Here is a 13,369-nt window from a genome sequence, read left to right as displayed (position 1 = left end):
AGGTCACAATCGGATCAAGGAGATCATTCGATCAGTGATCCTTGACGGCGTGATCGGGTCTTCCTAGGGTCGGCCGGTGCAGCCCCCGCGCACACAGGAACGCCCACAGGAACCGAGGCCGCCATGCCGCACCCGCTCCCCCTCCCGCCGGAAGACCGCGCGCTCAGCCCGCACACCGGCTGGACCCGGGCCCACTGGGAGACCGCCGCGGACCGCCTGCTGGCCGCCGTCCGCCCGTACGCCGGGCCGGCCAACGCCCTGATCAACCTGCCCGGCACCCGGCCCAGTTGGTCCGGCCCCCGCTCCGACGGCCTGGAGGGGTACGCCCGCACCTTCCTGCTCGCCGCGATCCGGGTCGCCGGCGCGAACGGCGACGACCCCACCGGTCTGCTGGAGCGCTACGCCGAAGGCCTCGCCGCCGGCACCCGCACCCCCACCGACGAACGCGGACTCGGCGACGGCGACCTCACCTCCTGGCTCGCCGTCACCGACCGCGGCCAGGCCATGGTGGAGGCCGCCTCCGTCGCCATCGGCCTGCGCCTGACCCGCCGCTGGCTCTGGGACCGCCTCGACCCCACCGTCCAGGAACGCGCCGGCGCCTGGCTCGCCCAGGCCCTGCACCGGCAGCCCGTCGACAACAACTGGTGGCTGTTCCCGTTCACCGTCGGCGGCTTCCTCGCCGAGGTCGGCATCGACACCGACGCCGCGAACGCCGCGATCGACCGCGGCCTGGAACGCATCGACCGCTGGTACCTCGGCGACGGCTGGTACACCGACGGCCGCCCCCGCGCCATCGACCACTACAACGGCTGGGCCCTGCACCTCTACCCCGCCCTGCACGCCCACCTCGCCGCCGATCCGGCCCTCACCGACCGCTACGGGGCCCGCCTGCACGCCTACCTCGCCGACTACGCGCGGCTGTTCGACCGCACCGGCGCACCCGTCCACCAGGGCCGCTCGCTCAGCTACCGGTTCGCCGCCGCCGGCCCCGTCTGGGCCGGCGCCCTGCTCGGCACCACCCCGCTCGACCCCGGCACCACCCGGCGGATCGCCTCCGGCGCGCTGCGCTACTTCCTCGACCGCGACGCTCTCGACGAGAACGGCCTGCTCACCCTCGGCTGGCACGGCCCCTACCCGCCGATCGTCCAGCCCTACTCCGGCCCCGCCTCCCCCTACTGGGCCTCCGGCGGCTTCCTCGGCCTGCTCCTGCCCCCCGACCACCCCGTCTGGACCGCCCCCGAAACCCCCTCCCCCGCCGAGACCGCCGACGCCGTCACCCCGCTGCCCGCCCCCGGCTGGCTCGTCCAGTCCACCGCCGCCGACGGCCTGGTCCGCCTGCACAACCACGGCAGCGACGACCAGCCCGCGGACGCGCCCGTCCCCGACAACCCGCTCTACTCCCGGCTCGCCCACTCCACCCGCACCGGCCCCGACGCCGCCGCCGGCGACAACCACTTCGCCCTCGTGCTCGACGGCTCGCCCACCGAACGCGGCCCCATCACCCCGCTCGGCGCGGGCCGTCTCGGCGCCGCCGGCTGGGCCGCGTCCTCGCACCGCCCCCGGCACGACGGGGACGCCCTGCCCGGCGTCACCGTCACCTCCCTGACGCTCGCCCACGGACCCGACGAGGTCCGCGTCCACCACGTCTGCGGCGCGACGCCCGGCACCGCCGTCCGCGAGGGCGGCTGGGCCGTCACCGGCGCCGCGCCCGACGCCCGGGTGACCGGAGCGCACGCCCTCGTCACCGGCGACGACCGCCTCCGCACCGAACTCCTCGCCCTCCACGGCTGGACCACCGCCGCCGCCGTCCCCGCCGGCACCGCCTTCGGCCCCACCGCCACCGTCCCCCACCTGCACGGCACGCTCCGCACCGCCCCCACCGCGACCTTCGCCGCCGCCGCCCGCCTCACCGCCGACCCCGCTGCGCTGCCGCCGCTCACGGCCCTCGCGTTCGCCCTCGCCGACGACACGGTCACCGTCACCTGGCCGGACGGGACGAGCACGAGCTGCGCGCTGCCCTCGGCCGGCTGACGCCCCGCCCACCGCCCACCCGCGCCGCTCGCCCGCCCGCCCCCTCGCGGGCGGGCGGGTGGGCGCACGAACAAGGACCCCGCCGTGCCCCTCGCCTTCTCGACCCTCGGTCTCCCCGGCCACCCCCTCGACGCCGTCCTCGCCCTCGCCGCCGACCACGGCTGGCAGGGCCTGGAACTCCGCGCCGCCCCCGGCGAGCCCGTCCACACCGGCCTGACCTCCGCCGAACGCCGCGCCACCGCACGGCAGTTCACCGCCGCGTCCGTCACCCCCCTCACCGTCGCCTCGTACGTCGGCATCGCCGAGCCCGGCCCGGACGCCCCCGTCCTCGCCGAGCTGCTCGCCCACCTCCACCTCGCCGCCGACCTGGGCGCCGCGTACGTCCGCGTCTTCCCCCGCGGCGGCGACAACCCCGCCGAGGGCACCCGCACCGCCGCCCGCCGGCTGCTCCGACTCGCCGACACATCGGCCGACCTGGGCGTCACCATGCTGGTCGAGACGCACGACTCCCACCGCTCCGGGGCCGCCCTCGCCGAACTCCTCGCCGCCGCCCCGCACCCGTCCGTCGGCGCGCTCTGGGACGTCATGCACACCTGGCTGGCCGGCGAGCCCCCGGCCGACTCGTACCGCCTGCTCGCCCCCCGTCTCGGCTACGTCCAGGTGAAGGACGTCGCCTCCCCCGCCGACCTCACCCCGCTCCCCCTCGGCGCCGGCGTCCTCCCCCTCCCGGCCTGCCTCGCCCAACTCCCCGCCGACAGCTGGATCTCCTGGGAGTACGAGGCCCCCTGGCACCCCGCCGCCGCCCCCCTCGCCCCCCGACTCGCCGCCGGCCGCGCCTACCTGACTTCCCTGCTCCCCGCCTGACTTCGCACAGCGGTACTGGGACGGTGCTGCTGACCGACCCCTGGTGCTGACCCCGCCGACCCGCCCTCGCAGTGGGAGGCCAACGCCGCCCGTCAGGCGGTCGCGGGGCGGTCGTCCAGGTGCGCGCCGAACTCGGCCGCCCGGACCTCGGCGATGCGCTCGTGGCGGGCTGTCCGGTCGGTCCAGGAGGCGTCGATGCCGAAGGCCGTGTTCGCGAACCCGAGCCTGCCGATCGCCTGCGGCACGGCCGGGTCGCCGGGGGCGAGGAGTTGCACCGGGTCGCCGATGGCGAGCATGTACGGGGGGACGAAGCACTCGTCCGGCAGCTCCGTCCGGGCGTGGACCAGCGCGGCGACGGCCACCACCGAACCCGCCCCGACCCGGGCCTCCTGCAGCACGCTGACCGACGTGGCCAGGTACGAGGCACGCCGGACGGTGCACCCCAGCAGCGTGGCATGCGGACCGACGAACACATGGTCGGCCAGTCTGACCGGCTGATTGGTGGCGACGGCGGAGGCCCGCAGGACGGCGTTCTCGCACACCACCGTCGCCTCCCCGACCTCGACGTACGAGCCCTCCGCGTCCAGCACCGCGCCGTACATCACCCGCGCGCGGGGACCGATCCGGACGTCGCCGACGAGCGTGGCGGTCGGTGCGACGTAGGCGGTGGGGTGGACCTGCGGGACGGCGCCGCGGTGCTCGATCCGGATTCCCTGCGAGTGCGTGGTCATGGGCCTGGATTCTCGACGCCCGCGAGCCGGCCCGCTGGCGGGTATCGGACATCGCACGCCCTTACGGGCGACCGATCTCCGCCAGGTCCTCCGCGAGGTCCGCGAGGGTGAGTTCGGGGTTGAGGGCGGCGACCAGTTCGTCCGTCAGCGGTTCGCCGGCGAAGACCGCCCGGACGGCGGCCAGGTCGATCTCGTCCTCCAGGTACTCCTCGGCGTGGGCGTGGTACGCCTCGGGCCGGCGGTCCGTCAGCAGGGCGAACAGCTGGTCCGCGCCGTCCGGGTCGTCCCCGGCGGGGAACTCGATGGCGCCGTGCCGCCATGCGTCGTCGGTGGTCTCGCGCCACAGGCAGGCCGTCACCACCGGGATGCCGTCCTCGTCGCTGAACGCCGGTTCGGCGACCTGCGCGGCGAACACCGCCGGGACGTCGTCGAGCACCCCGGGCCACACCGCGCGGTCCTCGCCGCCGTACGGGCTCATCGCCGCCTCGTGGGCGAACCCGCGCACGTACGCCCCGGCCGCGGTGAACACGATCGCGTACTCGTCGCCCGAGCCGTCCCGCATCGAGGCCGTCTCCTCGCCCGCCTCGACGTTCCACCGCGCGTCGTAGCCGAAGTACCGGTCTCCCCACTCCGGCAGCAGGATCGCGTCCAGCACGGCCAAGATCCGGCAGTGGTCCCGGAGTTCGGCGGGGGAAGGCAGCTCCGACGCCACCCGTTCAACAGTCATGCGAGACATCCAAGCAGGTCAGACCCACCATCCCCGACCCCGGGGCCGTCGGAGTCAGGCCCCGCCGTCTCCGCCGCAGGAGGTGCGGACCTTGAGGGCGGGGAGGAGTTCGACGTGGTACGCAGGGAGGCCGGCGCCGCCGTCGAGGCGGCGGAGGAGGAGTTCGAGGGCGGCGGCGCCGACGGACTTCTTGGGCGGGGCGACGGCGGTGAGCGGGGGCGCGGCGAGGGCGGCGAAGACGTCGTCGTAGGAGATCAGGGCGACGTCCTCGGGGACGCGCAGGCCGCGGATGCGCAGCAGGGGCGGGAGTTGGATGGCGTCCTGGTCGTTGTGGACCAGGACGGCGCGGACGCCGTCGGCGGTGGCTTCGGCGATCTGCTGGGCGACCCACTCGGGGTCGGGGATGTTGGTGGGCGCACCGGGGCGGTGCATGTCGATGACGGGGCGGGTGCGCAGGCCGAGCAGCGGGACGGCTTCGGCGTAGCCGGTGCGGACCTGGTGGGCCGTCCAGGTGTCGGCGCGGGCGGCGAGCAGCACGGTGTCGTGGCCGAGGCCGGCGAGGTGCCGCAGGGCGAGCAGGACGCCGTGGCGGTGGTCGGAGCCGACGGCGTCGAGTTCGGCGGCGGCGCTGCCGGGGTCGGCCTTGCGTTCCACCAGGACGGCGGGGACGGGGAGTTCGGCCAGCCAGTGCTGGTCGCCGGGGTGGTGGGGCGGGTCGCCGGGCTGCCAGTTGGGGGTGAGCAGCAGGCCGTCGACGCCGGATTCGAGGAGTCGTTCGACCTGGGCGCGGTCGTCGCGGGCCTCGTAGGCGGCGATGCCGAGGACCAGGCGGGCGCCGGCGGCGGTGGCGGCGGCGCGGGCGCCGGCGATCACTTCGTCGAAGTAGGAGCCGACGGTGGGGACGAGCATGCCGATGACCCGGTCGTGGCGGGCGTTCGTGCCGCTGTCGGGGAGGGCGACGGAGCCGTGCGAGCGGGCGAGTTCGCCGGCGTCGGCGAGGGCGGCGACGTCCCGGCGGACGGTGACCGCGGGGATGCCGAGGCGGGTGGCCAGGTCGACCACCCGGACGGTGCCGAGGTCGCGCACGACCTGCAGGATCCGTGCCCGGCGTTCGTCTGCCGTGACGGTCATGGCGTCCTCTCCTGGTGCGGGCCGCGGCCCCGATCGGGTCGCGGTGGCAGTCGCGGCACCGGTCGGCACCACTCCTGTTCGATCAATTTTTATCATTCGATCGGCATTCGATCGAAAGGTCTGAAGTTATTGACTCGATCACATGGTCAACCTGCGGTGCGGACTCGGGCGCCCCATCCGACCCTCCATGCTTCCGGCGGGCACGGCGTGGTACCTGGACTGTTCGGCCGCGACCGACGGCTCGGGCAGCCAGGCCGGTCCGTGGAACAGCCTTGCCTCCGCCAATACGCACCTCTTCCGGCCCGGTGACCAGTTGCTGCTCAAGCGCGGCGCGACCTGCACCGGCACCCTGCAGCCGCAGGGATCCGGTACGGTCGGCGCGCCGATCATCCTGGCGGGCTACGGTACCGGCACCGCCCGCCCGGTGGTGGCCGGTGACCCGGCGAGCAGCCGGAACGCGGCCGTCCGCCTCTTCAACGTGGAGCAGTGGGAGATCCACGACCTGGAGATCACCTTCCGGGACACCGCCACCGCGCACAGCGGCGCCGCCGCCGTCCGGGTCGGCCCGGCGCAGGCCGCCGCCGAGCAGGTGATCGGCCTTCAGCCCAACACCACCTACCGGCTGACCGGTTGGGGCAAGGTGTCGGCCTCCGGCACCGAACTGTCGCTGGGCGCCAAGGAGTACGACGCCGCCGGCTCCAGCAACCGCGCGGCCTTCACCACGACCGGCTGGAGCCAGGGCACGGCCGTCTTCACCACCGGCCCGACCGCCACCACCGCGCGCATCTACTGCTATGCGCGCAGCGGCAGCGGCTACGGCTGGTGCGACGACGTGACCGTCGCCAAGGCCTGACGCCCCGAGCGGCGGCTCAGCGCGGATCCACCGCGTGGAGCTCACCCCCGTCCCACTCCAGCCAGCGGGTGATGCCGATCTCCCGCAGGAACGGGTAGTCGTGGCTGGCGACGATCAGCGTGCCCCGGTAGCCCGCGAGGGCCTGGGTGAGCTGGCGGACGCTGGCCAGATCCAGGTTGTTGGTCGGCTCGTCGAGCAGCAGCAGTTGCGGCGGCGGGTCGGCCAGCAGCAGGGCGGCCAGCGTGGCCCGGAAGCGCTCGCCGCCGGAGAGCGTGCCGGCGGGCTGGTCGGCCCGCGCGCCGCGGAACAGGAACCGGGCCAGCCGGGCCCGGACGTCGTTGTCCGTGGCGGCCGGGGCGTACGCCTTGACGTTCCGGAAGACGGTGGCGTCGTCGTCCAGCACGTCGAGGCGCTGCGGCAGGTACCGCAGCGGCACCGGCGTGGTGATCACGCCCTCGGCGGGGGCGAGTTCGCCCGCGACGGTGCGCAGCAGCGTGGTCTTGCCGGAGCCGTTGCGGCCGATCAGGGCGACCCGTTCGGGGCCGCGCAGCTCCAGGTCGACCACCCCGCCGTGGGCGAGGCGGACGCGTTCGAGCTGCAGGACGCTGCGCCCGGCGGGGACGGCGGTGCGGGGCAGGTCGATGCGGATCTCCGCGTCGTCCCGCACCGCCTCCTCGGCGGCGGCGAGGCGTTCCTTGGCCTCGTTGAGGCGTTCGGTGTGCATGCCGCGCAGCCGGCCGGCGGTCTCCTCGCCCTTGCCCTGGAGCTTGTCGGCGAGGGCCTTGGGGTCGTTGCGCCGCACCGAGCGGGCCTTGCCGTAGGCCGCGGACTTGGCGAGCCGCTGGGCGGCCTCGACCAGATCCCGCTTCTGGCGTTTCACGTCGGCCCCGGCGTTGCGGACCATCCGTTCGGCGTTCTCCTGCTCGGCCGCCAGGGCCTCCTGGTAGGCGCTGAAGTTGCCGCCGTACCAGGTGACTTCGCCGTCCCGCAGGTCGGCGATCTGGTCGACCCGGTCGAGCAGCTCCCGGTCGTGGCTGACCAGCAGCAGCACGCCCGGGAAGGCGGCCACCGCGTCGTACAGCCGGGCCCGGGCCCGGGCGTCCAGGTTGTTGGTCGGCTCGTCGAGCAGCAGGACGTCCGGTCGGCGCAGCAGCAGGGCGGCGAGGTGCAGCAGGACGGCCTGGCCGCCGGAGAGTTCGCCGGTGGTGCGGTCGAGGTGCAGCTCCGCCAGGCCGAGGCGGTCGAGGGTGGCGCGGGCGCGCTCCTCGACGTCCCAGTCGTCGCCGATGGTGGCGAAGTGCCGTTCGTCGACGTCTCCCGACTCGATGGCGTGCAGGGCTTCGCGCTGGGCGCGGATGCCGAGCGTCTCGTCCACCCGCCGGCCGGAGGCGACCGTCAGGTCCTGTGGCAGGTAGGCGAGTTCGCCGGCGATCCGGACGGTGCCGGAGGCCGGGGCGAGCTCGCCGGCGATCAGCCGCAGCAGGGTGGACTTGCCGGAGCCGTTCAGGCCGACCAGCCCCGTCCGGCCGGGGCCGACCGCGAGGTGGAAACCGCTCAGCACGGGGCGGCCGTCGGGCCATTCGAAGCCGAGGTCGGTGCAGAGGATCGAGGTGGTGGGTTGCGCCATGGAGGGCCTCCGGTGGTTGCCGTGGAAAAGGGGACAACACGGGGAGACACCGAGGACGCGGCTGCGAGAAGGGCCGTCACGGGAAAGCAGAAACCCGCACGGGAGCCATGGATCGCTGCCCTGCCGAGGTCGCACTCGCGCCCGCACGCCGAGAAACCCGGGAACAACACGGGTGTGGCGTGGCGCGGTGTCTCATGACCTCAGACAAGCAACGGCCTTCTCCAGACATGCGGGAATGTGACGCCTCCGAGCGTACGCAGCGCCCACCCGGCGGTGCAACGGAATTAAGTCCCGAGTCGACCGGCGGGCGCTGTCGGCGGCTCCCGCCATGCCGGCGGGCATGCACGAGGACGAGTTCCGGCAGTTGATCGAAGGGTGCCGGAGCGTACCGGCGGCCGACCGGCGAGGAGTGGGACCGCGGCGCCACCCACAGTGACGAGTCGTACGCCGACGCCGAGGGGTGGGCCGGCCCGGCCGGGAGCACTTCGGCCGCCGTCTAAAATCGACTCATCATGACTGCCACTCTCGTCGTCAAGGACCTCGCCGCCGGCCACGGTGAGCGCACGCTGTTTGCCGGGCTGGACCTGGTCGTCGCCCCCGGGGACGTGATCGGACTGGTCGGGGTGAACGGCGCGGGCAAGTCCACCCTGCTGCGGCTGCTGGCCGGGCTGGACGCGCCGGAGGGCGGCAGCCTGAAGCTGAGCCCGCCGACCGCGAACGTCGGCCACCTGCCGCAGGAGCCGGAGCGCCGCGAGGGCGAGTCGGTGCGCGACTTCCTGGCCCGCCGGACGGGCGTCGCGGCGGCGCAGGCGGCGCTGGACGAGGCGACCGAGGGCCTGGTGGAAGGCCGGCCGGGCGCGGACGACGCGTACGCGGCGAGCCTGGACCGCTGGCTGGACCTGGGCGGCGCCGACCTGGAGGAGCGGGCCGAGGAGGTCGCCGGCCAGCTGGGCCTGAAGGTCTCGCTGGACCTGCCGATGACGGCGCTGTCCGGCGGCCAGGCGGCCCGCGCGGGCCTGGCCTCGCTGCTGCTGTCCCGTTACGACGTGTTCCTGCTGGACGAGCCCACCAACGACCTGGACCTGGACGGCCTGGAGCGCCTGGAGGCGTTCGTCAAGGGCCTGCGCGCGGGCACCGTGCTGATCAGCCACGACCGCGAGTTCCTGGCCCGCACCGTCACCCGCGTCCTCGAACTGGACCTGCACCAGAACCAGGTGAACGTGTACGGCGGCGGCTACGAGTCGTACCTGGAGGAGCGGGCGATCTCCCGCCGGCACGCCCGCGAGCAGTACGAGGAGTTCGCGGACACCAAGTCCGGCCTGGAGGCGCGCGCCCAGATGCAGCGCAACTGGCTGGAGCACGGCGTGCGCAACGCCCGCCGCAAGGGCGGCGACAACGACAAGAAGGCCCGTGCGCAGCGCTCCGAGTCGACCGAGAAGCAGGCCGCGAAGGCCCGCCAGACGCAGCGGATGATCGAGCGGCTGGACGTGGTGGAGGAGCCCCGCAAGGAGTGGGACCTGCGGATGGAGATCGCCGCCGCGCCGCGCTCCGGCTCGGTGGTGGCGACGCTCCGTCAGGCCGCCGTCAAGCGCGGGGAGTTCGCGTTCGGCCCGGTGGACCTGCAGATCGACTGGGCGGACCGGGTCGCGATCACCGGCGCGAACGGCGCGGGCAAGTCGACGCTGCTGGCGGCGCTGCTGGGCCGGCTGGAGCTGGACTCGGGCAGCGCGGCGCTCGGTTCGGGCGTGCAGATCGGCGAGGTCGAGCAGGCCCGCGGCCACCTGTTCGGCGGCGACGCGGAGCGTCCGCTGCTGGAGGCGTTCTCCGCGGCCGTGCCGGACCTCAACCCGGAGGACGTGCGCACCCTGCTGGCCAAGTTCGGCCTGAAGGCGGTGCACGTGCTGCGCCCGGCCGCGACGCTGTCGCCGGGCGAGCGGACCAGGGCGGCGCTGGCGCTGCTGCAGGCCCGCGGGGTGAACCTGCTGGTGCTGGACGAGCCGACCAACCACCTGGACCTGCCCGCGATCGAGCAGTTGGAGTCGGCGCTCGCCTCCTACACCGGCACCCTGCTGCTGGTCACCCACGACCGGCGAATGCTGGACACGGTGAAGGTGAACCGCCGGCTGGTGGTCGCGGACGGCCGGGTCACCGAGGCCTGACCACGCGGCCGGCACGCGCGGGCAAGCACCGGCAGGCACCCACCCGCACGGGCACAAGCACCGGCACAAGCACGGGTGCAAGCACCGGCAAGTACCGGCAAGGGCCGAGTCTTCCGCTGCGCGCCCGTCATGTGCTGTGCTGTCGCCCATGGTTGACAGTGCATCCACCACCGAAGCGCCGTCCTTTCCGACGGTGCCGCTGCGTCCGATGAGCGTGCCCGCCGATGAGGCGGCGGACCGCTGCCGGGCCTTCCACGAGGTGATGGCTCAGCGCCGCACCGTCCGCGACTACTCGACCCGGCCGCTGCCCGAGGGCGTGCTGGAGACGGCGGTCCGGACGGCGGCGACCGCGCCGAGCGGGGCGCACGTGCAGCCGTGGCGGTTCGTGGTGGTGACCGATCCGGAGCGCAAGCGGCGGCTGCGGGAGGCCGCCGAGGCGGAGGAGCAGGAGTTCTACGGGCACCGGGCGTCCGAGGAGTGGTTGGCGGCGCTGGCCCCGATCGGCACCGACTGGCGCAAGCCGTTCTTGGAGGACGCGCCCGCGGTGATCGTGGTGTTCGAGGTGCACAAGGGCCCCAACTCGCCGCGCCCGTACTACACGAAGGAGAGCGTCGGGATCGCCGTCGGCCTGCTGCTGGCCTCGCTGCACCAGGCGGGCCTGGCCACGCTGACGCACACGCCGAGCCCGATGCGCTTCCTGAACGAGATCTGCGAGCGCCCGCAGGAGGAGCGCGCCGCGTACGTGATCCCGGTGGGCTACCCGGCGGACGACGCCCGGGTGCCGGATCTGGAGCGCAAGCCGCTGGACGAGGTGCTGGTGCGGCTCTGACCGCCGCCGGGCGGCGTGCGGGGCGGGAGGTGCTCCGGCGCGTGCGACCCCGCCCCGGCCCGGTCGGTGAACGAGCCGTGAGGGTACGGAATATCCGCTGGTGGGAGCGGTCGCGCATGGCCCATACTCCCGATCATGAGCCACTCCTCCGACGCACCTGACACCGGCACGCCCGACTCCGCCACGCCCGACTCCGCCACACCCGACGCCGGCACACCCGACGACGTGGCCCGGCCGCTGACCCCGGGCCGACCGCCCGAGCTGCTGCCGGTCGGCGGCGGCGCGCATCTGCGCCGCCGCCGACCGGTCGACGCCGCCGCGCTGAACGACGCGGTGATCGCCAACCTCGACCACCTGCGCCCGTACATGCCGTGGGCCGCCAACGCGCCGACGCTGCCGGAGAGCCAGCAGCTCTCGGTGCGCGGCGAGCAGGTCTGGGACGAGGGCACGGACTTCATGTACCTGCTCGGGCTGGACGCCGATCCGGCCGTCGTGATCGGCGGGTTCGGCCTGCACGGCCGGATCGGCCCGGGCGCGCTGGAGATCGGCTACTGGGTGCACCGCGAGCACACCGGCCGCGGCCTCGCCACCGCCGCCGCCCGCGCGCTCACCGAGGCCGCGCTGGCCCTGCCGGGCATCACCCGGGCGGAGATCCACTGCGACGAGTCGAACGCCGCGAGCGCCGCCGTGCCGCGCAAGCTCGGCTACACGCTGGACCGGATCGACGACGAGAAGCCGACCGCCCCGGCCGAGACCGGCCGCAAGATGATCTGGGTGACCGGTTCCTGACGACCGCTCGCCAGGAACGACGGGGACGGACGGCGGCCGTCCCCGTTTTTGCTGCCCGGAAGCCCTGACCGGAGACCCGAAAGGGCCCGCTCAGCGGCGGGCGAGCCGCTCGATCAGGGTCTGCCAGCCGTCGGCGAGCAGCGTGCCGAGGTCTCCCTCGCACCGCCCGGACGCGGGCCGTTCCATCGCCATGACCACCAGCGGGGGCCCTTCGAGCGCGCTGGTGAGCTGGAACGCGAGGGTGTCCGGGTCGGCCAGCCCGAGCCCGGCCTGCTTGAGCAGCATCCGGATGTGCGGCTGGGTGAAGACCGGCGCGCCGCTGGCGACGGGCCCCTTGCGTTCGACGGCGGCGCGCGCGATGTCCTGCCGCGCCAGCAGGAAGAACGTCCGCTCGCGGCCGTAGGCGATCAGCCGGTCGATCGGGTCGGCGTCGGGGCCGAGCGGCGGCGGCCCGGACATCACCCGGTCCTGGAAGCAGTGCTCCTCGGCGTCCAGCAGGGCGCGGAAGATGCCGGCCCTGGTGCCGAAGCGGCGGAAGACGGTGCCCTTGCCGAGTCCGGCGCGTTCGGCGAGTCCGTCCATGGTGACCCGGTCGACGCCGGCTTCGGCGATCATCGCGCGGGCCGTGCAGAGCAGGGCCTCACGGTTGCGGGCCGCGTCCGCGCGCTCGACGGGGGGCTTGCCGAAGGGGACGTCCATGGCTGCCAATTTACCTTCCGACCGAAACGGGGTAAAGTCCGGTTCGTCGAAGCGGGGTAAAGTCCGCTTCGGTCGGGTGCGGTGCCCACCGGGCCGCACCCGCCGCCCTGCCGTGCCCTGCGGCCGCCGCTTCCCCGGCGGGCCGGAACCCGAGGAGACCCGCCATGCACCTGTTCCGTCTGGACGCCAGCATCCTTGGCCCCAACTCGACCAGCTCCGAACTGGCCGACACCGCCCACGCCGAGTGGGAGGCCGCCCACCCGCAGGGCACCGTCACCCGCCGCCACGTGGGCGCCGACCCGCTGCCCGGCGACGTCTGGACGCACGCCACCCTGGCCGCGTTCACCCCCGAGGACCAGCGGAGCGACGAGCAGCGCGCCGGCGCCGCGCTCGGTGCCGAGCTCGCCGAGGAGCTGCGCGCCGCCGACGCCGCGATCATCGCCGTGCCGCTGTACAACTGGGGCGTCTCGCAGCACTTCAAGACCTGGGTCGACGTGGTCATCGCCGGCGCCGGCCCGACCGACCAGCTGCTCAAGGACAAGCCGGTCCTGCTGGTCACCTCGCTCGGCGGCGGCTTCGCCCCCGGCACCCCGCGCGAGGGCTGGGACCACTCCACCCCGTACGTGGAGCGCATCCTGCGCGACGTCTGGGGCGCCGACCTGACCGTCGTCCGCCGCGAGCTGACCCTCGCCGCCAGCAACCCGGCGATGGAGAGCCTGCGCGACCTGGCGGCCGAGTACCACACCCAGGCCCTGGACGCCGCCCGCGCCGCCGGCAAGAACCTGGTCCGCGCCTGACCCGAACACCGCCGCGCCGGTGGGCAGTTCCGCCCACCGGCCCGCCGCCCTACGGCAACCCCCGCCCACCCCCGCCCCAGAACGCCCCCCCACACCCCCCTGGCCCCCCCCGGGCCGCCCCAGGGGCGCCGC

12 protein-coding genes are annotated in these 13,369 nt (G+C 74.5%); 7 read left to right on the top strand and 5 right to left on the bottom strand.

The features are described from left to right. Nucleotides 1–123: 123 nt before the first annotated feature. Nucleotides 124–2,031, top strand: coding sequence for a DUF2264 domain-containing protein (locus tag ACFV4P_RS18490; RefSeq protein WP_380472321.1), 1,908 nt, complete (start codon nucleotides 124–126; stop codon nucleotides 2,029–2,031). Nucleotides 2,032–2,115: 84 nt separating this feature from the next. Beyond that, entirely contained in the window at nucleotides 2,116–2,895 is a 780-nt protein-coding gene (locus ACFV4P_RS18485) for a sugar phosphate isomerase/epimerase family protein (protein ID WP_380472319.1), read from the top strand. A gap of 92 nt (nucleotides 2,896–2,987) precedes the next feature. Here ACFV4P_RS18485 and ACFV4P_RS18480 read toward each other — a convergent pair whose 3' ends face one another. The 3 genes from ACFV4P_RS18480 to ACFV4P_RS18470 form a co-directional block, all read right to left on the bottom strand. Further along, nucleotides 2,988–3,626, bottom strand: a complete 639-nt coding sequence (locus ACFV4P_RS18480) for a gamma carbonic anhydrase family protein (RefSeq protein WP_380472317.1) — start codon at nucleotides 3,624–3,626, stop codon at nucleotides 2,988–2,990. A 61-nt stretch (nucleotides 3,627–3,687) separates the two neighbouring features. Next, nucleotides 3,688–4,353, bottom strand: a complete 666-nt coding sequence (locus ACFV4P_RS18475; protein WP_380472315.1) for a hypothetical protein — start codon at nucleotides 4,351–4,353, stop codon at nucleotides 3,688–3,690. A 54-nt stretch (nucleotides 4,354–4,407) separates the two neighbouring features. Next, the gene (locus tag ACFV4P_RS18470; protein WP_380472313.1) at nucleotides 4,408–5,484 is read right to left on the bottom strand and encodes a substrate-binding domain-containing protein; all 1,077 of its coding nucleotides are present in this window, start codon (nucleotides 5,482–5,484) and stop codon (nucleotides 4,408–4,410) included. 187 nt (nucleotides 5,485–5,671) lie between these two features. On the opposite strand from ACFV4P_RS18470, the gene ACFV4P_RS18465 reads away from it, so the two are divergent. Beyond that, nucleotides 5,672–6,337, top strand: coding sequence for a carbohydrate binding domain-containing protein (locus ACFV4P_RS18465; protein WP_380472311.1), 666 nt, complete (start codon nucleotides 5,672–5,674; stop codon nucleotides 6,335–6,337). A 16-nt stretch (nucleotides 6,338–6,353) separates the two neighbouring features. Here the strand turns inward: ACFV4P_RS18465 and ACFV4P_RS18460 are convergent, their stop codons facing one another. Continuing rightward, complete coding sequence (locus tag ACFV4P_RS18460; protein ID WP_380472309.1) at nucleotides 6,354–7,964, bottom strand: ABC-F family ATP-binding cassette domain-containing protein; 1,611 nt, start codon at nucleotides 7,962–7,964, stop codon at nucleotides 6,354–6,356. Between the two features lie 512 nt (nucleotides 7,965–8,476). On the opposite strand from ACFV4P_RS18460, the gene ACFV4P_RS18455 reads away from it, so the two are divergent. From ACFV4P_RS18455 to ACFV4P_RS18445, 3 genes are all read left to right on the top strand, one after another. Further along, nucleotides 8,477–10,123 carry an ABC-F family ATP-binding cassette domain-containing protein gene (locus ACFV4P_RS18455; protein ID WP_380472307.1) on the top strand — a complete coding sequence of 549 codons (1,647 nt, stop codon included), beginning with the start codon at nucleotides 8,477–8,479 and terminating at the stop codon, nucleotides 10,121–10,123. A 148-nt stretch (nucleotides 10,124–10,271) separates the two neighbouring features. Beyond that, nucleotides 10,272–10,952 carry a nitroreductase family protein gene (locus ACFV4P_RS18450; RefSeq protein ID WP_380472306.1) on the top strand — a complete coding sequence of 227 codons (681 nt, stop codon included), beginning with the start codon at nucleotides 10,272–10,274 and terminating at the stop codon, nucleotides 10,950–10,952. 135 nt (nucleotides 10,953–11,087) lie between these two features. Next, nucleotides 11,088–11,741 carry a GNAT family N-acetyltransferase gene (locus ACFV4P_RS18445; RefSeq protein WP_380472304.1) on the top strand — a complete coding sequence of 218 codons (654 nt, stop codon included), beginning with the start codon at nucleotides 11,088–11,090 and terminating at the stop codon, nucleotides 11,739–11,741. Between the two features lie 90 nt (nucleotides 11,742–11,831). Here the strand turns inward: ACFV4P_RS18445 and ACFV4P_RS18440 are convergent, their stop codons facing one another. Next, complete coding sequence (locus ACFV4P_RS18440; RefSeq protein WP_380472302.1) at nucleotides 11,832–12,440, bottom strand: TetR/AcrR family transcriptional regulator; 609 nt, start codon at nucleotides 12,438–12,440, stop codon at nucleotides 11,832–11,834. Between the two features lie 164 nt (nucleotides 12,441–12,604). On the opposite strand from ACFV4P_RS18440, the gene ACFV4P_RS18435 reads away from it, so the two are divergent. Next, nucleotides 12,605–13,237, top strand: coding sequence for an FMN-dependent NADH-azoreductase (locus ACFV4P_RS18435; RefSeq protein WP_380472300.1), 633 nt, complete (start codon nucleotides 12,605–12,607; stop codon nucleotides 13,235–13,237). The last annotated feature ends 132 nt before the right edge of the window (nucleotides 13,238–13,369 follow it).

The organism is Kitasatospora sp. NPDC059795 (genome assembly GCF_042732175.1).
In the GTDB taxonomy this organism is placed as follows: Bacteria; Actinomycetota; Actinomycetes; order Streptomycetales; family Streptomycetaceae; genus Kitasatospora.
This window is presented reverse-complemented; position numbering and strand designations above follow the sequence as displayed.